This is a genomic window from Plantactinospora sonchi (assembly GCF_036422035.1).
GTDB lineage: Bacteria > Actinomycetota > Actinomycetes > Mycobacteriales > Micromonosporaceae > Plantactinospora > Plantactinospora sonchi.
Map to the genome: position 1 here is coordinate 447,675 of NZ_JAZGQK010000001.1, position 22,428 is coordinate 470,102.

Sequence of the window (22,428 nt, forward strand, 5' to 3'; positions counted from 1 at the left end):
GTCGGCGATGACGACCACCCCCCGCACGGTCGCCGAGGCGGAAGCCGTACAGGACCGGTTGCGGCCGATGGTCGACCTGGTCGGGCCGGGGCCGACCACGCCCCGCACGGTGGCCGGCCTCGACGTCGCGTACGCCGAGGACGGTGACCGGCTCGCGGCGGCGGTGACCGTGCTCGACGCCACCACCCTGGCCGTGCTCGACGCCGTCGTGCTTCCCGGCCGGGCCGCCTTCGGGTACGTCCCCGGCCTCTTCGCCTTCCGGGAGCTGCCGACCCTGCTGGCGGCGCTCGACCGGCTGACCGTCGCGCCGGAACTGCTGGTCTGCGACGGGCACGGGCTCGCCCATCCCCGGCGGTTCGGGCTGGCCTGCCACCTCGGGGTGCTGACCGGCCTGCCGGCGATCGGGGTCGGCAAGACGCCGTTGGTCGGCCGCTGGGAGGAACCCGGTCGTCCGCGCGGCTCCTGGTCGCCGCTGCTGGACGGCGCGGACGAGGTCGGCCGGGTGCTGCGTACCCAGGACGGGATCAAACCGGTCTTCGTCTCGGTCGGGCACCGGATGGGCCTGGACAACGCCGTAGCCCAGGTGCTCAACCTGGCCCGCCGGTACCGGCTGCCGGAGACCACCCGCGAAGCGGACCGGCTGTGTCGTACGGAGTTGCGCCGGCTCGCCGCGCTTCCTGCCGATCCGTGCCGTCCCCACTGATCCGCGCTGGTCAGGGTTGGTGCACGCCGGCCCGGGTCGGGTGTCGCCATCGTCGGTGCTGGATCCCGGCCGGAGTCGTGGCCGGGAGTCGGACGATTCGGTCGGCGACGCACGGGGCATGACAGGAAGGGACGGTGGTCGGCCACCGGTAGCCTGTGCCCGGACCCGAACTGCGACAAGCGAGGTAATCATGTCCCTGCGGCGTGGCATCACCTGGTTCGGAACCCTCTGTGCGGCTGTCGGTGCCACGCTGGCGGCTGGCGCCGCCCCGGCCGCCGCGGTCGGGGAGACGGTCCGGATCAGCGCCTCCAGCAGTTTCAACGCCGGTGGCTCGCCCGGTGCGGTCTCGGTCAAGGTCTCGATGCGGGCCGGCGAGTGTGTGAACGTACGCACCAGGGTCGGCGTACAACTGCCGGGGCTGACCCCGGCCCTGGTACGGATGCACGTGGCGGCGGACGGCGCCTGGCGCCCGGTGCCGGTGAGCCAGGGCGGGGACGGACTTGTCGTCTCCGAACGCACCGCACCGGGCCGGGACGAACTCTGTGCCAGGAAGAGTGTCACCAGCAGATACCGGGTGACCCTGCTGGCCGGTGCGCCGCCCGGCCGGATGACGGTGCTGGGTGAGGCGTACACGGCGGGTGGTCGACTGCTCGGCCAGAACATCGACACCGCCCGGATGACCGGCCGGACCGGGGCCATCCCGGTGCCGACCCGGTCGGCCGTGACCCCGTCCCCGACACCTGAGGCGACCGAGCCCGCCGAGGCGGCGGAGCCGACCCAGACGGTGGCCGCCGGTCTGCCGGCCCAGACCGACGCCGCCGAGAACACCGGCGGTGGTTTCGGCATCGGGACCCTGGTGATGCTGGTCGGCCTGGTGATGGTCGCGATCGGGATCGCCCTGCTGGTGGTGCTGATCCGGCGGGGCCGGGCGGACCGTACCGAGCGGGGTGGGCGTAGCCTCGCCCCGGCCGGCGGCGGCCTGCCGCCGGTCGACGCCCTGCCGACCGCACCGATCCAGCGGGGAACCAGCCTCTACGGCGGTACCGGTCGCCCTGGCCCGAGTCGTCCGCCGGTCGGTACCGGGCCGGTCGGCGCGGCACCGATGGGGAACGCGGCACCGATGGGGAACCTGCCGGTGGACGGCGGCCCGGCCGGGCCGCTGACCGGGGGACCGGTCCCCGGGGGACCGATGCCCGGAGGGCCGGCGAGTGCCGAGCGCACCCTGATCCTGCCGACCAGCGGGTTCAGCCGTTCCCGCCGGGACAGCCGCTCGACGCCCGGGCCCGCCGCGCCGGTCTCGCCGGGCCAGCCGACCCCGCCCCAACCGGCCCAGGACCCGACCCAGCGGATCACACCGGGTGCGGAGCCGACCCAGCGGATCACACCGGGTGCGGAGCCGACCCAGCGGATCACGCCGGTCCAGGACCCCGCGCAGCGGACCACGCCGGATGCGGACCGCACGCAGCAGATCCCACCCGGGGACGGCTCGGCGGCCGGTGTCGACGCCACGTTCATCCTGCCCCGCAACCCGCCGCCGGCGTAGTGACGGTACGTCCGCCCGCCGCCTCTGTACGGGTCCGGCGGGCGGTGGATCGGCATGGGGCGGGTCGGGGCGCTCGGCTCCGATACGCTCAGGCCGTTGACCAAGTGTCCGGCTGAAGGGCGAGATCTTGTCTGATTTGTCCGCTATCGTGAAGGCGTACGACGTCCGCGGCACCGTCCCTGACCAGTGGGACACACGTGCGGCCGAGGCGTTGGGCGCGGCCTTCGCACAACTGCTCCGGACATCCGGGGAGCAGCGCGACACGGTCGTGATCGCCCACGACATGCGGGCGTCGTCCCCCGGGCTGGCCGCCGCGTTCGCCGCCGGGGTACGCGCCGAGGGACTCGGCGTGCTCGACGTCGGACTCGGCAGCACCGACCTGCTCTACTACGCCTCGGGCAGCCTCGACCTGCCCGGCGCGATGTTCACCGCCAGCCACAACCCGGCGAGGTACAACGGGATCAAGATGTGTCGTGCCGGGGCGAAACCGATCGGCCAGGACAGCGGGCTGGCCGAGCTGCGGGACCGCGCCCAGGCGCTGCTGGACAAGGAGGAGCCCCGGCCGGTGGAGCAGGTGTTGCCGCCGCTGGAACGCCGGGACCTGCTCGCCGAGTACGCGGCCCACCTGCGTACCCTCGTCGACCTCTCCGGGATCCGGCCGCTCAAGGTGGTCATCGACGCGGGCAACGGCATGGGCGGGCACACCGTGCCGGCGGTTCTCGGCGACGCCGTCCTGCCGGCCCTGCCGCTGGAGATCGTGCCGCTCTACTTCGAACTCGACGGCACGTTCCCGAACCACGAGGCCAACCCGCTCGACCCGGCGAACCTGGTCGACCTGCAGGCCGCCGTACGCCGGCACGGCGCCGACCTCGGCCTGGCCTTCGACGGCGACGCGGACCGGTGCTTCGTGGTCGACGAGCGCGGCGAGCCGGTCTCCCCGTCCGCGATCACCGCCCTGGTCGCCGTCTGTGAGCTGGCCAAACATCCGGGCGCCACGATCATCCACAACCTGATCACGTCGACCGCGGTGCCGGAGATCGTCCGCGAGCACGGCGGTCAGCCGGTCCGCAGCCGGGTCGGGCACTCGTTCATCAAGGCCGAGATGGCCCGGACCAACGCGGTCTTCGGCGGCGAACACTCGGCCCACTACTACTTCCGCGACTTCTGGTTCGCCGACACCGGCATGCTGGCCGCGATGCACCTGCTGGCGGCCCTCGGCGAGCAGGACGGGCCGCTCTCGGTGCTCGCCGCCGACTACGAACGGTACGTCGCCTCCGGCGAGATCAACTCGACGGTGCGGGACCAGCGGGCCAAGCTGGCCGAGGTACGGCAGGCGTACCCGGACGCGGAGACCGACGAACTGGACGGGCTGACCATCCGGTTCCCCGACGGGGCGTGGATCAATCTGCGCCCCTCCAACACCGAGCCGCTGCTGCGACTCAACGTCGAGGCACCGACCGCGCAGCGGATGGCAGCGCTCCGCGACGAGGTGCTCGGGCTGGTCCGTCGATAAGATCCCTCGGGCCGGTCGGCACGTCACCCGGCCCGCCCACCCACGTGGAAGGAGCCGCACAGTGGCCCTCGACCCGCAGTTGCTGGAGATTCTGGCCTGCCCGGACACGCACCACGCCCCGCTCGACTACAACCCGTCGGCGCAGACCCTGACCTGCACCGAGTGCGGGCGGATCTTCGAGGTCCGCGACGACGTACCGGTGCTGCTCCTGGACGAGGCGCGCGGCGGCCCCGTCGAGCTGCTCGCCGACGAGACCGGCGGCCCGGCGGAGCCGCGGTCATGATGGACGGCACGGCGGGCCTGCGCGGACGCTCGGTCGCCGACGACACGCTGCTCGACGACACGGCGGCGCTGGACAAGAACGACCCGGGCGGCATGCTGCGGCACACCGCCTCGGGGGGCGCCCAGGTCCGGGAGTCCGCGGCCCTGACCGCCGAGGCCAACCTCGGGGTCCTCGCCGACGAGGGACGCCCCCGCGCCGTGGTGATCGCCGGCATCGGCACCGCCGCGCGGACCGGTGAGGTGCTCGCCACCGTCGCCGGGCCGCGCTGCCCGGTACCGGTGATCCAGCACCGCAGCGCCGGGGTTCCCGGCTGGGTCGGGGCGGCGGACGTGGTCATCGCGGTCAGTGCCTCCGGGCGCAGCCCCGAGGCACTCGGCGCGGCCGAGGCGGCCGCCCGCCGGGGAGCCCGGCTGGTCGCCGTCGGCGCCCCGGACTCACAGCTCCAGTCGGTCGCCGAGGGTGCCCGGGCACCGTTCGTGCCGGTGCCCCGCCGGGCGCCGGCCCGGGCCAGCCTCTGGGCACTGACCGTGCCGGTGCTGCTCGCCGGCCGTGCGCTCGGTCTGGTGAAGGTGAACGAGGCGGACCTGGCCGAGACGGCGGCCCGGCTGGACGCCGACGCCGACCGCTGCCGGCCGTCTGCCGAGTCGTTCGTCAACCCCGCGAAGTCACTGGCGCTCGGGCTGGCCGGATCGGTGCCGATCGTCTGGGGCTCGTCGCCGCTGGCGACGCTGGCGGCCCGGCGGTTCGGCGACACCCTGTCGGCGAACGCCCGCTACCCGGTGGTGGCCGGCGCGCTCGGCGAGGCGGGCCGTGGCCGGGTGGGCCTGCTCGACGGGGTCTTCGGCGGCCTGGCCGAATCGAACCGGGACATCTTCGCCGATGCCGACGAGGAGGAGTCCGGGACACGGCTGCGGCTGGTGCTGCTCCGCGACGGCGGCCTGAACGCCGACGACGACACGGACGAGCCGCTGGTCGTGGAGGAGCGCCGGGCCGACGCGGTGCAGACCCTCGCCGAGCGGCGTGGCGTGCGCTGCGACGTGGTCACCGCCGAGGGCGGTTCCGCCCTGGAACGGCTGGCCTCGCTGATCGCCGTACCCGACTTCGCCTCGATCTACCTCGCGCTGGCCCATGGCCTCGACCCGATGGCCGTACCGGCCATCACCGAGATGAAGGAGCTCTCCAACCCGTGACCGAGCAGACCGCCCGGCACGGCCGCACCGGGCCCCACAACGCCGTCACCGAGGCGCAGTCGTGAGCGCCGGCGGTGGTACCAAGGCGATCGTCGCGGCCCTGCTGGCCAACCTGGGCATCGCCGTGACGAAGTTCATCGCGTTCGGGCTCAGCGGCTCGTCGTCGATGCTCGCCGAGTCGATCCACTCGGTGGCCGACTCCGGCAACCAGGCGTTGCTGCTGCTCGGCGGGCGCCGGGCGCAACGCAAGGCAACCCCGGAACACCCCTTCGGGTACGGCCGGGAGCGCTACATCTACGCGTTCATCGTCTCGATCGTGCTGTTCAGCGTCGGCGGCCTCTTCGCGCTCTACGAGGCGTACCACAAGTACCACGAGCAGCATGAGGACGGCCCGCACGGCATCGAGAGCTGGCCGTGGTTGCCGGTCACCGTGCTGATCATCGCGATCCTCCTGGAGTCGTACTCGTTCCGCACCGCGATCAAGGAGTCGAACGCGATCCGGGGCAAGGCCTCCTGGAGCCAGTTCGTCCGCCGGGCCAAGGCCCCCGAGCTGCCCGTGGTGCTGCTGGAGGACCTGGGCGCGCTGCTCGGTCTGATCTTCGCCCTGGTCGGTGTCTCGATGACCCTGGTCACCGACAACGGCTACTGGGACGCGGCCGGCACCGCGGCGATCGGTCTGCTGCTGGTGGCGATCGCCGTCATCCTGGCGTTCGAGACGAAGAGCCTGCTGCTCGGCGAGGGTGCCACCCCGGAGGACGTACGGCGGATCGAGGAGGCGATCACCGGCGGTGCCGAGGTCGAGCGGATCATCCACATGAAGACCCTGCACCTGGGGCCGGAGGAACTGCTGGTCGCGGCCAAGGTCGCGGTGCGGCCGTACGAGACGGCGGCAGACCTGGCCGAGGGGATCAACTCGGTCGAGGCGCGGATCCGCAATTCGGTGCCGATCGCCCGGCTGATCTACTTGGAGCCGGACATCTACCGGAACGCGGAGCAACCGGCCGACGGAGTTCCGCAGCTCAAGGAGGCATAGAGGGTGGAGCCGCTGCACGGACGGATTCGCGACTACGCATGGGGGTCGCGGACCGTCCTCGCCCAGTTGCAGGGTCGTCCGGCGCCGACCGAGGGGCCGGAGGCGGAACTGTGGCTCGGCGCCCACCCCGGCGATCCGAGTACGCTGCTGCGCGGCGACGCGCCGGTCAGCCTGGTCGAGGCGTTCGCCGCCGACCCGGAGCACTGGCTCGGCGCGGACGTGATCGACCGGTTCGGGCAGCGGCTGCCGTACCTGCTGAAGGTGCTGGCTCCGGAGGCGCCGCTCTCGTTGCAGGCGCATCCGGACGCCGAGCAGGCCCGGGCCGGATATGCGGCGGAGACGACCGATCCGGAGTTGACCCACCGCAACTACGTCGACCCGTACCACAAACCGGAGATGCTGGTCGCGGTCTCGCGGTTCCAGGCGCTCTGCGGGTTCCGGGATCCGGCCCGCTCGGCGGAACTGCTCGACGCGTTCGGGGTGCCGGCGCTCGCGCCGGTGGTGACCGCGCTGCGCGGCGGGCTCGACGGGCTGCGTGACGCGGTCCGTACCCTGCTCAGCTGGCCCACCGAGGAGCGGGCCGGGCTGGTCGCCGCCGTGCTGGCGGCCGAGGTCCCGCCGACGTACGCGCCCGCCGCCGAACTGGCCCGGAACCTGGCCGAGCGCTACCCGGCCGATCCGGGTGTGCTGGTCGCGCTGCTGCTCAACCACGTTCACCTGGAGCCGGGTGAGGCGATCTGGATGCCGGCCGGCAACCTGCACGCCTACCTGTACGGCGCCGGGGTGGAGATCCTGGCGGCCAGCGACAACGTGCTGCGGGGTGGGCTGACGCCGAAGCACGTCGACGTGCCGGAACTGCTCCGGGTGCTCCGCTTCGAGGTGCTCGCCGATCCGGTGGTCAAGCCGGCCCCGGTCGTGCCCGGCGTGGTGACCTGGCCCGTCCCGGTCGACGACTTCGCGCTGCACGGGGTACGCCTCGACGGTGCCGTCGGGTCGGCGACCATCGAGGTGCGCGGGCCCCGGATCGCACTCTGCCTGGCCGGTACGGTGACCGTGGCCGACGCCGCCGGGTCGGTGCTGATCGGGCCGGGGCAGGCGGCGATCGGGCCGGCGGACGGCGGGCCGGTGACGTTGAGCGGTGCCGGCGACGCGTACGTGGCGTCGGTGGGTTCCCGTTCGGTGTGACGGTTGACCGCTGGGCGGAGCTTCCGCTGCGGCGGTCGTGGGTGGGTTCCCGTTCGGTGTGACGGTTGACCGCTGGGCGGAGCTTTCGCGGCGGGGTGTGTCTGTGGGGTGGGGGGGGGGGGGGGGGGGGGGGGGGGGGGGGGGGGGGGGGGGGGGGGGGGGCGGGGGGGGGGGGGGGCGGGGCGCCCCCGGCCCCCCCCCCCCCCCCCCCCCACCGCTGGGTCCTCCGAGCCGTGTGCATCCCGTGCGGCCGTGACCGGGCGTGGTGAGCGGTCCGGCGCCCTACCCGATAAGGGGAAGAGCAAACGTGAGTCGCCGCGAAACGGAAATTTGCGGATCGACTTGACACGTCTTTTGCTCAGTGTGACTCTGTGGGTACGCAGCGTTATCGCGACACGGGTCCGAGACACGCGCGGGGAACCAAACCGGGGGGATGCGCGGGGCGGCCGGACACTGGGTGGGAGACCGCTCGGTACCGACCGCCCCGCGCGCTGTCCGGAGGTCACGGCCGCCTAGTGTCCGGATTGCGACCCCACCGTGCGCCGCCCCGGTCCATGCGGCGCGTAACGTGGAGGGTCGGCCAGCCGACCAGTACGACAGGAGCGTTCATGACCAGCACCCTCCCGGCACCCGCAGGTGGTCCGTCCGCCGGACCCCGCCCCGCGACCGTCGCCGAGGGCGACTACAAGGTGGCGGACCTGTCCCTCGCCGCGTTCGGGCGCAAGGAGATCCAACTCGCCGAGCACGAGATGCCCGGCCTCATGTCGATCCGTCGCGAGTACGCGGCGGAGCAGCCGTTGCGCGGTGCCCGCGTCACCGGATCCCTGCACATGACCATCCAGACCGCCGTCCTCATCGAGACGCTGGTGGCGCTCGGCGCCGAGGTCCGCTGGGCCTCGTGCAACATCTTCTCGACCCAGGACCACGCCGCCGCCGCGATCGTGGTGGGTCCGGAAGGGACCGTCGAGGAGCCCAAGGGCGTACCGGTGTACGCCTGGAAGGGCGAGTCGCTGGAGGAGTACTGGTGGTGCACCGAGCAGGTGCTGCTCTGGCCCGACGGGCAGGGGCCGAACATGATCCTCGACGACGGCGGTGACGCCACCCTGCTGGTGCACCGTGGTGCCCAGTTCGAGGGCGCCGGTGCGGTGCCGCCGGTGGAGAGCGCCGACTCCGAGGAGTACGCCGTCATCCTGAGCGTGCTGCACCGTTCGCTGCAGGAGGACGACCGGCGTTGGACCCGGATCGCCGCCGGCATCAAGGGCGTGACCGAGGAGACCACCACCGGCGTGCACCGGCTCTACGAGATGCAGCAGAACGGCAGCCTGCTCTTCCCGGCGATCAACGTCAACGACTCGGTGACCAAGAGCAAGTTCGACAACAAGTACGGCTGCCGCCACTCGCTGATCGACGGCATCAACCGGGCCACCGACGTGCTGATCGGCGGCAAGACGGCGGTGGTGCTCGGCTACGGCGACGTCGGCAAGGGTTGCGCCGAGTCGCTGCGCGGCCAGGGCGCCCGGGTCATCGTGACCGAGGTCGACCCGATCTGCGCGCTGCAGGCGGCGATGGACGGTTACCAGGTGGCCACCCTGGACGACGTGGTGGAGACCGCCGACATCTTCATCACCGCGACCGGCTGCTTCGACGTCATCCGGAACGAGCACATGGCCCGGATGAAGCACCAGGCGATCGTCGGCAACATCGGCCACTTCGACAACGAGATCGACATGGCCGGTCTGGCGAAGCGTTCCGACGTACAGCGGATCAACATCAAGCCGCAGGTCGACGTCTGGCAGTTCGACGACGGCCACTCGATCATCGTGCTCTCCGAGGGGCGGCTGCTGAACCTGGGCAACGCCACCGGGCACCCGAGCTTCGTCATGTCGAACTCGTTCGCCAACCAGACGATCGCCCAGATCGAGCTGTTCACCAAGACCGAGCAGTACCCGGTCGGCGTCTACACCCTGCCGAAGCACCTGGACGAGAAGGTGGCCCGGCTGCACCTGGACGCGCTCGGTGCCAAGCTGACCGAGCTGACCAAGGAGCAGGCCTCCTACCTCGGGATCCCGGTCGAGGGCCCGTACAAGCCGGAGCACTACCGCTACTGAGTGCCGATGCCGGTGTGACCGTGCCGGCGGTGCGCCGTCGGTGTGGGTCGGAGCGGGGAGCCCGGATCGTGGGCGGCGTTGTCGCCGTCGACGGTCCGGGCTCCGTTCGTCAGAGGCGTCGGCGGGTCAGCGGCGCTGCGGGCGTACCCAGGTCCAGACGCAGTAGCAGAGCCAGGTGACCGCGACCGCCGTGGCGAGCAGCCGCAGTCCCAGCGCGTCCAGGGCGATGACCAGCGCCAGGACGAGAAGCCAGGGTAGGAACGCCTTCATCGGGATGAGTCACCGGCCCATTCGGATTCGAGCGGTCGGTCGGCCCATTCGGATTCGACCGGTTGGCCCGTGCCCGGTCGGCGTGGCGTGGGTGGCACCGCCTGCGCCGCCGCGGTGGAGGGCAGGGTCACGGTGCCCGGACCCGCTGGCACCGGTGCCGACCAGGCTGTGGCGGCCGGCTCCAGGACCGCCGGCGCAGCCGGCCAGGGCGAACCGGTGATCGGTGACGCGACGGGCCGGGACGGCGCGCTGGCCGATGGCGCGGCCGGCCGTACCGTCAGGCTCGGCGTGGTCTCGGCGCCGGACGCCGCGACCTGGCCGCCGTCGCTCGGCACCGACCCGCTGTCGGTGGGTGCCGGCCCGCCGTCGGGGGCGAGTTCCGGCCAGAGCGCCGCGGTGACCGAGCGGGACCGGGCCAGCCGCTGCCGGGCCCGGTGATGCCGCTCGGTCAGCACCGCCGTCAGGTACGCCCACTCGGGCAGGCCCGGCGGAGGCGGCGGGGACGTCACCGAGGCGACCTCGACCCAGAGCGAGGCGGCCAGTTGCCGTCGGGCCGAATCGACCAGTGTCGGACCCCGACTGAGCAGTTGACGGACCGCCAGCGCCAGGCCGTCGTCCAGCCGGGTGAGGTCCAGGGTACGGGCCCAGCTCACCAGCGCCGGCGTGATGATGAACGGGCGGTAGTGAGCCGCGGACGGACTCCGTTCGTGGATGACGAGGGTGCCCGCCGCCAGGTCGCCGAGCCGCCGCCCGCGGGCGTCGCTGAGCATCACGGCCACCCCGGCCACCCAGGTGAGCAGCGGCAGCACCAGGCCGGGCCACTCGACGGCGACGCCGACCAGGGCCCGGGTCGACGCCTGGCGGAAGCCGACCGGCCCGCCGTCGTCGCGGATCACCCGCAGGCCGACGGCCAGTTTGCCGATCGAGCGGCCGTGGTTGAACGTCTCGAAGAGCACCGGATAGCCGATCAGGACCAGCACCGCCAGCACGGTCTGCAGTCCACGGGTGACCGCCAGGTCCGGCAGGTCCACGATGTCGCCGGCGACCAGGGCGCCGAAGGTGAGGGTGAGAACCGCCGCCAGCAAGAGCGCGACCAGCACCTGCACGAGCACGTCGATCAGCAGCGCGAGGACCCGCGAGCCGAGCCGGGCGACCCGGATGTCGAGTTCGACGGCTTCGCCGCTCACCAGACCGGCGTCGGCGCCGAGGCCGGCCGCCGGCGCGGCCCGGACCGATCTCGGCCTCGGTGGTTGCGCTGTCACCAGCACAGTGAACACTATGGTCGCGAACTCTGAGGAGATGGTTTGGATCTCGATGCGTACGTCGCGGAGCACGGCGCCGAGTGGCGACGGCTGGCCAGCCTCTCCCGGCGCCGTCGGTTGACGGCGGAGGAGGCCGACGAGCTGATCGCCCTCTACCAACGGGCCACCACCCAGTTGTCCGTGGTACGCAGCCGCCTTCCCGACCCGGCGCTGGTGGCCCGACTGTCCCGGCTGGTGCTGGTCGCCCAGGGGCGGCTCACCGGGCGCCCCGGCTTCTCGTGGTCGACCGTCGGTCGGTTCTTCTCGACCAGCTTCCCGGCCGCGGTCTACCGTGCCTGGCCCTGGTGGAGCGCGGTGGCGGTCGGGTTCTGCCTGGTCGCGGGCTTCTTCATGTGGTGGATCGGCGACCATCCGGAGCACGCCGCCGGGCTGGTCGGGGACGAGGCCGCCGCCGACATCTTCGAGTCGCGCTTCGTCGGCTACTACAGCGAGTACGCGGCGCCCAGCTTCGCCTTCCAGCTCTGGACCCACAACGCCTGGATCGCGGCCCGGTGCCTCGCCTCGGGCGTGCTCGTCCTGCCGGTGTTCTACCTGCTCTGGCAGAACGCCCTGAACATCGGGGTGACCGGCGGGGTGCTGGCCGCCTACGACCGGACCGGGCTCTTCTTCAGCATGATCACTCCACATGGTCTGCTGGAGCTGACCGGCATCTTCGTCGCCGCCGGTGTCGGGCTCCGGATCGGCTGGGCGTGGATGGTGCCGCCTCCGGAGCTGACCCGGGGTCAGGCGGTGGCCCGGGCGGCCCGTACCGGCATGCTGGTCGCGCTCGGGCTGGTCGGTCTGTTCGCGGTGGCCGGCCTCATCGAGGCGTTCGTGACCCCGGCGGCGGTGCCGACCGCGGTCCGGGTCGGCATCGGAATGCTCGCCTGGCTCGGCTTCCTCGGCTACGTCGTCGTCTTCGGTCGCCGGGCGGTGGCCGAAGAGCGTGCGGCGGCGGAGCGGGTGACCGCCACGCCCTAGGTGAGCGCGTCACCGCAGGGTGGTGGCGGTTCAGCGGCAGCGGCTCAGGCGGTGGCGGGCCGGGTGGTGCCCCGGGTGGTCTCCCGGGCGGTGGCGGCTTGGCGGTGCCTCGGGCGGTGGCGGGCCGGGCCGCGGGCGTGGTCGGTCAGAGCCGTCCGAGTGCCTTGAGCCGCAGGTAGGTGTCGCTGACCATTGGCGCCAGCCGGTCGGCCGGGGCGTCCACCACGGTCACCCCGTGCCGGTGCAGTGCCACCCGGACCCGGTCCCGGTCGGCCAGCGCCCGCCAGGCGGCCGCGGTCGCGTAGGCGTCCTGGACCCGGTCCGGCGGACGGGTGCTCAGCTCGGTCAGCACCGGATCGTGCACGGCGGCCACCAGCACCTGGTGCCGGGCGGCCAGCCGGGGGAGCACCGGCAGCAGGCCCTCGCCGAGCGCCCCCGCCTCCAGCGCGGTGAGGAGGACCACCAGGCAGCGGCGGCGCTCCCGACGGAGGATCTCCCCGGCGACCAGTTCGAAGTCGGTCTCCACCAGGTTCGGTTGCAGCGGCGCGAGCGCGTTGACCATCCGGGGCAGCGCGCTCGACTGGCTGGCACCGGTGACCGCCACCCGTACCGCGTTGTCCACGGCGAGCAGGTCGACCCGGTCGCCGGCCCGGCCGGCCAGCGCGGCGAGCAGCAGCGCCGCCTCGATCGCGGCGTCGAGCCGGGGTACGTCGCCGACCCGCACCGCCGCCGTCCGTCCGGTGTCGAGTACGCAGACCACCCGTCGGTCACGTTCCGGTCGCCAGGTCCGGACCAGTACGTCGGCCCGACGCGCGCTGGCCCGCCAGTCGACCGAGCGGACGTCGTCGCCGACGACGTACTCGCGCAGCGTGTCGAACTCGGTGCCCTGGCCACGTCCACGGGCCACCTGGGTGCCGTCGATCACCCGCAGCCGGGCGAGTTTCTCCGGCAGGTGCCGGCGGGACTCGAACCGGGGCAGCACCCGCAGGGTCCACGGTGGAGTGTCCGGCTGGCCCGAGCGCTGCCGGAAGGCGAACCCCAGCGGCCCGTACGAGCGCAGGGTGAGCCGTACCGCCGGCCGGTCACCGCGACGGGTGGGGGTGAGCAGGGTCGGCAGCACGACCCGGGCACCGGCCGGGATCCGTACCCGCGGCGCGCCGGGGAAGCCGGGACGGGCTCCGGCGGACGGCACCCAGGCGTCCCGGACCAGCGCGTGCAGCGGACGGCTGGACGTGTTGTGCAGGCGCACCGAGACGGTGGCGGTCTCGCCGAGGCGTACCGTCCGGGCGCCCTGACGGCTCGCCGCGACAGCCGAGGGCGGCACGGCGAGCGCCCGGTCGACGACGGTCAGCGCCAGCACCACGCCGGTCATCACCAGCACACCCAGCCAGGGTGCCGACCAGAGCGGAAGGGTCAACGCCCCCGCCCCGAGCAGCGCCGCGGGCCGCCAGGTCATCGTGGGGTCGGCACGGTGTCGAGCACCGCGTCCAGAACCGCGGCGGCGGTGACGCCCTCCAGCTCGGCCTCCGGGCGCAACCGGAGCCGGTGCCGGAGGGTCGGTCGGGCGACCGCCTTCACGTCGTCCGGGGTGACGTGGTCGCGACCGGCCAGCCAGGCCCACGCCTTCGCGGTGCTGAGCAGCGCGATCGCGCCCCGGGGGGAGGCGCCCAACTCCAGGGCCGGGGTGCGTCGGGTACCCCGGCAGAGGTCCACGATGTACCCGAGCACCGGTTCGGCGACCCCGACCCGGCTGACCGAAGCCCGGGCCGCCGCCAGGTCGGCGGAGGTCGCCACCGGGCGTACGCCGGCCTTGGCCAGCTCGCGCGGGTCGAAGCCGGCGTGGTGGGCGCGGAGCACTCCCAGCTCCTCGTCCCGGTTCGGCAGCGGCATGGTCAGATTGAGCAGGAACCGGTCGAGTTGGGCCTCGGGCAGCGGGTACGTGCCCTCGAACTCGATCGGGTTCTGGGTCGCGGCCACGATGAACGGATCCGGCAGCGGGCGTCGACTTCCCTCCACCGAGACCTGCCGCTCCTCCATCACCTCCAGCAGTGCCGCCTGGGTTTTCGGCGGCGTGCGGTTGATCTCGTCGGCGAGCAGCAGGTTGGTGAAGACCGGCCCCTCCCGGAAGGTGAAGGCGGCGGTACGCGGGTCGAAGATGAGCGACCCGGTCACGTCGCCGGGCATCAGGTCCGGGGTGAACTGGAGCCGCTTGGACTCCAGGTCGAGTGCGGCCGCGATGGTCCGGACCAGCAGCGTCTTGGCCACCCCGGGTACGCCTTCGAGCAACACGTGCCCCCGGCAGAGCAGGGCGAGCACCATGCCGGTGACCACGCCGTCCTGTCCGACGACCGCCTTGCCCACCTCGGCCCGGAGCCGGTGCAGGGCCGCCCGGGCGTCGTCGCCCCCGACGGCGGACGGACCCGGCTGTGCCGGCGTCCCGTGCGGCGGGACGGCGAGCGGATCTGCGGTTCCGGCGGGTCGGGTCACCGGGTCTCTCCTTCGACGAAGTGGTCGTGCCGTGGCGGGTGGGCTGGGCTCTGCCCGGCCGGCGGTACCAGCCGGTCGAGGGCCCGGGCCAGGTCGAGCAGTTCCCGGTTGCTCGTCGGGTCGGCACCGAAGAGCAGGTGGTGCACGTCGTCCGCCGGTCGGCCGGTACGTGCCGCGACGGCGTGGACCAGCTCCGCCGGTGGGGTGTCCGGCGCCAGGTTGAGCGCCGGCCCGAGTCGGTGCAGTGCCGCCGCCCGCAGGATGCCGGCGGTCGGCCCGTACGCCCGGGCGCGATGGTAGAGCCGGCCCCGCCCGATCGTCGTCTCGGCGGCGGGCACCGTCACCGGCAGCGGCTCCGGCACCGGCGGACCGAGTCGACGGGAGCGCCACAGCGCGGCGACGAGCAGGGCCAGGGCGAGCTGGGCGAGCAGCGCCCAGAACCAGGGCGGGAAGGCGTCCGCCAGCGGGTTGTCACTGTTCGGGCCGTCGGCCTGCGGAGTCTCCTGCGGGTCCGGCGGCCGGGACTGCCCGGATCGGGGATCATCCGCCTGCCCGTCCCCCTCGGACTCCCCGGGACCCGGGCCGTAGCCGCTGGGCGGCGGGGTCCACACCAGTTCACCGTCTGGGTGGTAGGGCGGCGACTGCTCCGGGTCGGCGAGGTCGAGCCAGAGGACGCGGCCGTGTACGGCCAACAGCCCGGTGGCCAGGTCGAGGTTGTGCCACTCGTCGATCCGGTCGTTGCGGAACGGGTCGCTGGCGCCGACGACCACCATGTCGTTGCCGCGCCAGGCGGTCCGGGCCACTCCTCCCGAATAGCAGAGGTCGGCCCGGAAGGACAACTGGGGCGGGTCGGCGTACCGCTGTCGCAACGCGGCGGCGGGTCCCACCGTACTGATCTCCGGCAGCGGACACGGTCGGCCGTCCGTGTCGGCGGGCAGCGCCCGGGTGGCCCAGCGCCGTCCGGCGTCGGTCAGTGGCACCCGCGCCTCGGCGAGTACCTGCGGCGGGGGATCCACCAGCACCACCCGGACGTTCTCGGCGGGGTCGACGAGCACCTGCCAGTACGCCGGGTGGACCAGGGCCGGCGCCGGTACGAAGATCGTGACGCCGCCTCCGCTGGCCCGCAGGAGCGCGCGGGGGGTGGTGGGTGTCCGTTCGACGGTGACACCCCGGGCACGCAGCTCGGCGGCGAGCCGGCTGCCGCCGACGTCGTCGGTGCCCATCGGGGAGAGGAAACCCGTGGTGTCCCGGTCGGGTTGGTCGATCTCCTCGGTGACCAGGGTGGTGGTCAGCAGCGCGGCGGCCACGCCGAGTGGGATGACCACCCGGTGCCAGCGACGTCGTCGCCGGCCACCGGTCCTGGCCCGGTCTGTTGGCGCAGCGACGGTCGCCGCCGGCGACGACGCTCGTTCGCCGGCGGTGCCCGTCGGTCCCGCTGGTCCGGTCGTGCGGCCTGTCCGGTCCGGGGGTGGGGTGGTCGTCATGTCCGGGCACTCCCGTTCCCGCCGGGTCGTGGTCGGCCGGCGAGGACCTCGTCCAGTTCGGCGGCGAGTTCACGCATCCGATCGTCGTGTTCCCGCCGGGCCGGACGTTGGCCGTACCAGAGGTCGGAGAAGATCTGGCCCGCGTCGTGCAGCGGCTGGTCCAGCTCGGGCCGGCTCCGGGCCGCCTCGGTGGCGAGTTCGACGACCGTCATCCCGGCCCGGTGTTCCAGCACCCGGCGGTCGACCAGTCCGCGGACCATGCCCCGGAGTCGTTCCCGTACCGCCTCGGCGTACCGGCCGTCCCGGGCCAGCCGGTCGGCGAGCGACACCAGCGTCGCTGCCGGCACGTCGGGCAGCCCCGACTCCGGTTCCTCCTCGGATTCGACCACCGGCTCGGGTGCCGCCTCCGGCACCGGACGCGGTCGCCGTCGTCGCCACCGCCGGGAGAGCCGCCAACGGGGCAGCCGCCGGGGCACCCAGGCGGGAAAGTGGTACCAGGCGAGCGAGACCAGGATCGCGGCCAGCACCAGCAGCAGGGCGGCCAGCGGCAGTGGGACGCGGTCGCCGAGCGCCGCCGTGGTCTCGGTCCACCATCGACTGACGTTCACTGGTCGGCCGCCGACGGTGCGGTGCGGAGCCGGCCCGTACGGCGGGCCTGGGCGATGGCGATGTCCATTCCCTCCGTACGGATCCGGGTCTCCAGGTAGACGACGGCGTCGAGGCAGGCGAGCACGTTGTAGGCGACGGCGTTGATGGCGGTCCAGAGCACCGCCCCGAACGGGACGATCCAGGTCGGGTCGAGCAGGCCGACACCGTCCAGGCCGGCGAAGACGCCGATCGCCAGCCCGACCCGGAGGATCCACCAGACGAGGTAGCCGAGTACCCGGATTCCCGCCGCCCGGCCACTGATCCGCAACGCGACGGAGACCGAGCGTCCCAGCGCCCGGAACGGCCCGACCCGGTCCAGGACCACCGCCGGTGTCAGGCCGCCGAGCAGCGCGACGGCGACCACCCAGGCGGGCATGACGAGAGCGGCCAGGAACATGAGGAGACCGCCGATCGCGGCGGCGGCCAGGGACGGGCCGTACCGCGCGCCGGCCGGACGGAGCAGTCCCCGTACCGGCGTCCCGGGATCCACCAGCAGTGCCCCGGCCGCGCGGGCCGCCACGTTGCCCAGCAGCGCGATGATCGTGATCTCGCAGGCCGCCCCGACGGCCAGCAGGAGCCAGTACGCGCTGAGGTTGTCGAAGTCCGGCAGGTAGCCCGGGGGCGCGACGCCGGCCACGAGACGCAGCGGATACAGCAGGAGTTGTTCCGAGGCGGCGAGTCCGACGGCGACCGGCAGCAGCGTCCGGGCCTGGTGGCGGAAGAGCAGCACCGCCGAGTCGAGGAGTTCACCGACCGTGAGCGGACGCATGGGCAGTACGGCGGTCGGGCCAGCGTCGGACAAACGCACTCCTGGCGGGGCAGTGGGGGGAGCGGGGGATATGCAGGAGTCATGGTGACACGTCGGGTCATCCGTCCGGGAGGCCGCACGGGTCGATCGCGTGGGGTGTCGGTGTCGGAGGTGCCGGGCCGCCGACCGGGCCGCTCACGATCCGGTCCCGATGACGCCGGTCGCGGTCGTGGGCGGCGAGGGTTGCCCGCGCCGACGGCGGTGGTCGCGGCGGCGGAGGCTGCCCGGTGCCGAGGACGACGGTCGCCGGTCCCGACAGCGGTGATCCTCTGTCGTGGTGACCCTCAGTGAGCAAACTGTTGGCGGTGAGTGTTCGTCCTGGTGGTGTCGGGGCTCGTCCGGACGGCGATGAGCAGGACATACGCGCCTGGCTCGGCTGCTCGGAGGCTGGTGCCCCCATTGCTGCCCACGGTAAGCTACTGCGCTTCATGACCATGGTTTGACGACGCGACCCACCGCCCCGGCGGGCGCGGGACCCACGGTGTTGAGCAGAGGATGGAAGATTAGTTCCATGAGAGCCCGGGTACTGGTCGTCGACGATGACCCCGCACTTGCCGAGATGCTCGGCATCGTGCTGCGCAGCGAGGGGTTTCTGCCGTCGTTCGTCGCCGACGGCGAGCGGGCGCTGACCGCTTTCCGGGAGAACCGGCCCGACATCGTGCTGCTCGATTTGATGTTGCCGGGAATGAGCGGGATCGACGTGGCCCGGGCGATCCGTGCCGAGTCGGGCATCCCGATCGTCATGCTGACCGCCAAGAGTGACACCGTCGACGTGGTGCTCGGGCTGGAGTCGGGGGCCGACGACTACGTCGTCAAGCCGTTCAAGCCCAAGGAGCTGGTGGCCCGGATGCGGGCCCGGCTGCGGCGGGGCGAGGACGCCGCGCCCGAACTGCTGACCATCGGCCCGCCCGGCAACCAGATCAGCATCGACGTACCGGCCCACACGGTGAGCCGGGACGGCGAGGAGGTCAAGCTGACCCCGCTGGAGTTCGACCTGCTGGTGGCGCTGGCCCGGAAGCCGCGCCAGGTCTTCACCCGCGAGGTGCTGCTGGAGCAGGTCTGGGGTTACCGGCACGCCGCCGACACCCGGCTGGTCAACGTGCATGTGCAACGGCTGCGCGCCAAGATCGAGCCGGATCCCGAACGACCCGAGGTCATCCTCACCGTGCGGGGAGTCGGCTACAAGGCGGGCACCGGATAGCCTGGGTGCACTGTGGCCCGCACCCTGACCTTGCTCTCCGCCCTGCTCGCCCACGTCGTCCCGGTCGGGCGACGGCTGTGGCGCGCCGGGACGGTCCGGGGCGCGGCGACGGCGGCCGGGCTGCACCGTACCTGGCGGCGCTCACTGCAGGTCCGGGTCGTGACCATCACGCTGGTCGCGTCGAGCCTGCTGGTCGGCGGCTTCGCGTACCTGGTGGTGCACAACATCACCGACATCGTGCTGGACAACGCCCGCCGGGACGTCATGGGCCGGCTCTCCGACGGTCAGGAGTACGCGGCCAAACAGCTCAGCAACCACACCACCCCTTCCGAGCAGGGGCTGAAGGCCACCTTCGAGAGCACGGTCAACTATCTGGCCGGCGGTGACCCGGCACAGCTCGGCGGGGTCGTGGTGGCGCTGCGGGCCGGGAAGTTCCCGGACGTCTCGTCCGCGACCTCGCCGCAGGTGGACGTGGACGAGATCCTCAGTCCGGAGCTGCGTGAGATGGTCAAGGGCGGCAAGGTCGCCGACCAGATCCGTACCGGTGACCTGTTCAACACCGGGCAGAGCACGAAGTACCTGATCTACGGCTCGCCGGTGCCGACCCGGTTCGGCCAGGTCGAACTCTACTATTTCGTCCCGTTGACCCGGTGGGACCAGATCGCCGCCGGGTCCCGGTCCACCGTACTGGCCACCGGTTTCGCGCTGGTCGTCCTGCTCGGGCTGCTCGCCGGCCTGGTCACCCGGCTGGTGGTCAATCCGGTACGGGTGGCCGCCCGGACCGCCCAGCGGCTGTCGGCCGGGCTGCTCGACCAACGGATGGTGGTCAACGGCGAGGACGACCTGGCGATGCTCGCCGCCTCGTTCAACCAGATGGCGACGAACCTGCAACGACAGATCGTCCGGTTGGAGGAGATGTCCCGGTTGCAGCGGCGGTTCACCTCGGACGTCTCGCACGAGCTGCGTACCCCGCTCACCACCGTACGGATGGCGGCGGACCTGATCTACGCCGAGCGGGACGGCTTCGACCCGGCGGTCACCCGGACCGCCGAGCTGCTGCACGCCGAGCTCGACCGGTTCGAGGACCTGCTCACCGACCTGCTGGAGATCAGCCGGTTCGATGCCGGCTTCGCCATGCTCGACGCCGAGCCCACCGACCTGGTGCCGGTGGTGCGTCGGGTCACCGACCGGTTGGAGTCGCTGGCCCGCCGGTGCGGAACGCCGCTGCGGCTGGTGGTGCCGGACGCCCCGGTGATCGCCGAGGTTGATCCACGCCGGGTGGAACGGATCCTGCGCAACCTGGTCGGCAACGCCGTCGAGCACGGGGTCGGCAAGCCGGTCGAGGTGGTCCTCGGCGCGGACGAGACCGCGGTGGCGGTCACCGTCCGTGACCACGGGGTCGGTCTGAAGCCCGGTGAGGAGAAGCTGGTCTTCAACCGGTTCTGGCGGGCCGACCCGTCGCGGGCCCGGCAGACCGGCGGCACCGGACTGGGGTTGTCGATCAGCCTGGAGGATGCCCGGCTGCACGGGGGTTGGCTGGAGGCCTGGGGCGCTCCGGGTGCGGGTGCCCAGTTCCGGCTCACCCTGCCCACCCGGGCCGGGGACCGGTTGACCTCGTCCCCGCTGCGGCTGGTGCCGGCCGATGCGCCCGACGTGGTCACCGTCCGGTGGTCCGTCGACAGGCTGGCGATCGGACCGGGCGGCCGGGAGGCGGAGCCGCTGGCGGAGGCGGAGCCGTCGGCCGGTCCGGACGCGCGGGAGCAGGGGCCGGAGGCGCTGACCGAGCCGGCCGACCGGGCAGCGCCGCCCCATCAGCCGGCCGGGCCGAGGACTCCGATCGAGACCGGACGTAGCGAGGTGACGCGATGAGGCGACGGCTCTGCGTCGTGGTGGTCGCCGCGATGCTCCTGCCGGCGGTGGCGGCCTGTGGCATCCCGGACGAGACCGAGGTCCGGGTCAACGGCTCGGGACCGCAGGCGGAGACGGGACCGCCGGCCCGCTCGGCCGAGCCGCCGCGCAGTCGTACGCAGAGCAGTGTCGATCCGCTCCGGTTCGCCCAGGACTTCCTGACCGCGGCCGCCGGCGAGCCGGACGAGGCGTACAAGCGGTTCAACGACTTCATCGTGGAGGAGAAGTGGCTGACGCCACAGCCGGGCAACGAGGTCACCCTCATCCGGTTGGACGCGCCGCCACTGGTCACGTACAACAGCGACGGCACCAGTTCGATCACCATCGAGCGGGTGCAGCAGGTGGGCGTGCTGCGGGCCAACGGGTCCATCGGCGAACCGATCGCCACCGAGAGTTCGTACACGTTCACGGTGGGACGGATGCCGACCGATCCGGGTGAGGCCGGCGGGCTCTGGGTGCTGGACCCGCCACCGGTACTGCTGATGACCGACGAGGCGCTGCGGTACTACTACCAGGAACACACCATTTACTTCTGGAACGTCAACCGCGACGCCCTGGTGCCCGACCTGCGCTACCTCCCGGTCACGGTACCGGTCCAACGGCAGGCGACCGAGGTGCTCGACTGGCTGATCGGCGGCCCGGCGGACTGGCTCGGCACGTCCGTCGTACGGCTGCCGGACGGCACCGGTCCGCTGGGCAACGTGCCGGCGCCGAAGGAGGGCGGCCGGCTGGAGGTGAACCTCTCGGTGAAGGCCGGGGCGCTCGACACCAACCTTGAGCTGGACAAGCTCTTCAACCAGATCGTCTGGTCGCTCAAGTTGAACCCGACGCTGTACAACGAACTCGAGTTGAAGATCCAGAACCAGAGTCGGAAGATCGCGGTCGCCGAGGACTGGCGTCGGGACCACCCGCTCTACCAGCTCGGCGACCCCCCGGCCCGGTACGGGGTGCTCGCCGGCACGGTGTACCCGCTGACCGAGCCGGGTGAGGACCAGACCGTGCCGATCGTGCCGGAGGCCAACCAGGACATCGTCGCGGCGAGCCTGAGCCGGGACGGCGCGACGATCTCGGCGGCCCTGGTGACCAGGGACGGAACCGGGGTACGACTGCGTACCGGCGCGGGTATCGGCACGGTCCGCGACTTCCGTACCGGAAAATCCTTCACCGCGATGACCCGGCCGGTGTGGTTGAAGACGGCGGGCAACGCCGGCCCGACCGGACTGGTCGTGGCGGACGACGGACTCCACGAGTTCGGTACGGACAGCGCGGTGCTGCGGCCGGTGCAGCTCACCGGCGCGCCGGGCCGGGTGACCGCGGTGGGAGCGGCGCTGGACGGTCAGCGGATCGCCTTCATCGCCGGTGGCCGGTTGTACGTCGCGGGGGTCCGCACGGTCGACGGCACGTTGAGCGTCGGGCCGTCCCGTCGGCTGGCCACCTCGTTGCGTGACCTGACCGCCGTCGACTGGTACGGGGAGAACTCCCTGGTGGTCGCCGGCGTGGAGGGCAACGGCCGGGCCGCGGTCTACAAGCTCAACGTGGACGGGGCACAGGAGTCGGCGCAGGTCACGGATGTGGGTGCGGCGGTCACCCACCTGGCGACGTACCCGGAGAACCCGGATGTCCCGGCGCTGAACCGCCCTCCGCTGTACGAGGCCAACCAGGTCGCGTACAGCACCGGCACACCGATCGGTCGGGACCAGGTGGTTGCCGGTGCCGCCGGACTCCCGCCCGGCTCGGCCACCCCCACCGCGCCGTTCTACCTCTACTGACGGCGAGGGCGGA

The 22,428-nt window shown here is 72.7% G+C and carries 19 protein-coding genes; 12 read left to right on the top strand and 7 right to left on the bottom strand.

What is annotated here, in order from left to right; genetic code table 11:
• The first annotated feature begins 7 nt into the window (after positions 1-7).
• The 8 genes from V1633_RS02020 (at position 8) to ahcY (ending at position 9,558) form a co-directional block, all read left to right on the top strand.
• Positions 8-703, top strand: a complete 696-nt coding sequence (locus V1633_RS02020; RefSeq protein WP_331212342.1) for an endonuclease V — start codon at positions 8-10, stop codon at positions 701-703.
• 190 nt (positions 704-893) lie between these two features.
• A complete protein-coding gene (locus V1633_RS02025; protein WP_331212343.1) occupies positions 894-2,246 on the top strand; it encodes a hypothetical protein in 1,353 nt (450 codons plus the stop codon).
• A gap of 127 nt (positions 2,247-2,373) precedes the next feature.
• Positions 2,374-3,759 (top strand): phosphomannomutase/phosphoglucomutase, encoded by a 1,386-nt coding sequence (locus V1633_RS02030; RefSeq protein ID WP_331212344.1) that lies wholly within the window; start codon positions 2,374-2,376, stop codon positions 3,757-3,759.
• 61 nt (positions 3,760-3,820) lie between these two features.
• Positions 3,821-4,042: a Trm112 family protein gene (locus tag V1633_RS02035; RefSeq protein ID WP_331212345.1), complete on the top strand. Its 222-nt coding sequence runs from the start codon at positions 3,821-3,823 to the stop codon at positions 4,040-4,042.
• A complete protein-coding gene (locus V1633_RS02040; protein WP_331212346.1) occupies positions 4,039-5,232 on the top strand; it encodes an SIS domain-containing protein in 1,194 nt (397 codons plus the stop codon). The genes V1633_RS02035 and V1633_RS02040 overlap by 4 nt, the downstream gene beginning before the upstream one ends.
• A 61-nt stretch (positions 5,233-5,293) precedes the next feature.
• Positions 5,294-6,265 (top strand): cation diffusion facilitator family transporter, encoded by a 972-nt coding sequence (locus tag V1633_RS02045; protein ID WP_331212347.1) that lies wholly within the window; start codon positions 5,294-5,296, stop codon positions 6,263-6,265.
• 3 nt (positions 6,266-6,268) lie between these two features.
• Positions 6,269-7,450: a mannose-6-phosphate isomerase, class I gene (gene manA, locus V1633_RS02050; RefSeq protein WP_331212348.1), complete on the top strand. Its 1,182-nt coding sequence runs from the start codon at positions 6,269-6,271 to the stop codon at positions 7,448-7,450.
• A gap of 608 nt (positions 7,451-8,058) precedes the next feature.
• Complete coding sequence (ahcY, locus tag V1633_RS02055; RefSeq protein WP_331212349.1) at positions 8,059-9,558, top strand: adenosylhomocysteinase; 1,500 nt, start codon at positions 8,059-8,061, stop codon at positions 9,556-9,558.
• A gap of 126 nt (positions 9,559-9,684) precedes the next feature.
• Here the strand turns inward: ahcY and V1633_RS02060 are convergent, their stop codons facing one another.
• A complete protein-coding gene (locus V1633_RS02060) occupies positions 9,685-9,828 on the bottom strand; it encodes a hypothetical protein (protein WP_331212350.1) in 144 nt (47 codons plus the stop codon).
• Positions 9,825-11,090: an RDD family protein gene (locus V1633_RS02065; protein ID WP_331212351.1), complete on the bottom strand. Its 1,266-nt coding sequence runs from the start codon at positions 11,088-11,090 to the stop codon at positions 9,825-9,827. The genes V1633_RS02060 and V1633_RS02065 overlap by 4 nt, the downstream gene beginning before the upstream one ends.
• Before the next feature lie 42 nt (positions 11,091-11,132).
• Between V1633_RS02065 and V1633_RS02070 the strand changes: the two genes are divergently transcribed.
• Entirely contained in the window at positions 11,133-12,110 is a 978-nt protein-coding gene (locus V1633_RS02070) for a stage II sporulation protein M (RefSeq protein WP_331212352.1), read from the top strand.
• Positions 12,111-12,255: 145 nt separating this feature from the next.
• Here V1633_RS02070 and V1633_RS02075 read toward each other — a convergent pair whose 3' ends face one another.
• From V1633_RS02075 to V1633_RS02095, 5 genes are all read right to left on the bottom strand, one after another.
• On the bottom strand, positions 12,256-13,566 hold the full coding sequence (locus tag V1633_RS02075; protein ID WP_331212353.1) for a DUF58 domain-containing protein: 1,311 nt from the start codon (positions 13,564-13,566) through the stop codon (positions 12,256-12,258).
• Positions 13,563-14,492: an AAA family ATPase gene (locus tag V1633_RS02080; protein WP_331212421.1), complete on the bottom strand. Its 930-nt coding sequence runs from the start codon at positions 14,490-14,492 to the stop codon at positions 13,563-13,565. Before V1633_RS02080 ends, V1633_RS02075 begins: the two co-directional genes overlap by 4 nt.
• Positions 14,493-14,593: 101 nt before the next feature.
• The gene (locus tag V1633_RS02085) at positions 14,594-15,922 is read right to left on the bottom strand and encodes a DUF4350 domain-containing protein (protein WP_331212354.1); all 1,329 of its coding nucleotides are present in this window, start codon (positions 15,920-15,922) and stop codon (positions 14,594-14,596) included.
• A 155-nt stretch (positions 15,923-16,077) separates the two neighbouring features.
• A complete protein-coding gene (locus tag V1633_RS02090) occupies positions 16,078-16,689 on the bottom strand; it encodes a DUF4129 domain-containing protein (protein ID WP_331212355.1) in 612 nt (203 codons plus the stop codon).
• Positions 16,686-17,531 (bottom strand): hypothetical protein, encoded by an 846-nt coding sequence (locus tag V1633_RS02095; protein WP_331212356.1) that lies wholly within the window; start codon positions 17,529-17,531, stop codon positions 16,686-16,688. The genes V1633_RS02090 and V1633_RS02095 overlap by 4 nt, the downstream gene beginning before the upstream one ends.
• 517 nt (positions 17,532-18,048) lie before the next feature.
• On the opposite strand from V1633_RS02095, the gene mtrA reads away from it, so the two are divergent.
• The 3 genes from mtrA to V1633_RS02110 all read left to right on the top strand — a co-directional run bounded on the left by mtrA (position 18,049) and on the right by V1633_RS02110 (position 22,415).
• The gene (gene mtrA, locus V1633_RS02100) at positions 18,049-18,738 is read left to right on the top strand and encodes an MtrAB system response regulator MtrA (RefSeq protein ID WP_331212357.1); all 690 of its coding nucleotides are present in this window, start codon (positions 18,049-18,051) and stop codon (positions 18,736-18,738) included.
• Between the two features lie 75 nt (positions 18,739-18,813).
• Positions 18,814-20,607, top strand: coding sequence for an MtrAB system histidine kinase MtrB (gene mtrB / locus V1633_RS02105; protein WP_331212422.1), 1,794 nt, complete (start codon positions 18,814-18,816; stop codon positions 20,605-20,607).
• Positions 20,604-22,415, top strand: a complete 1,812-nt coding sequence (locus V1633_RS02110; protein WP_331212358.1) for an LpqB family beta-propeller domain-containing protein — start codon at positions 20,604-20,606, stop codon at positions 22,413-22,415. Before mtrB ends, V1633_RS02110 begins: the two co-directional genes overlap by 4 nt.
• Positions 22,416-22,428 lie beyond the last annotated feature (13 nt).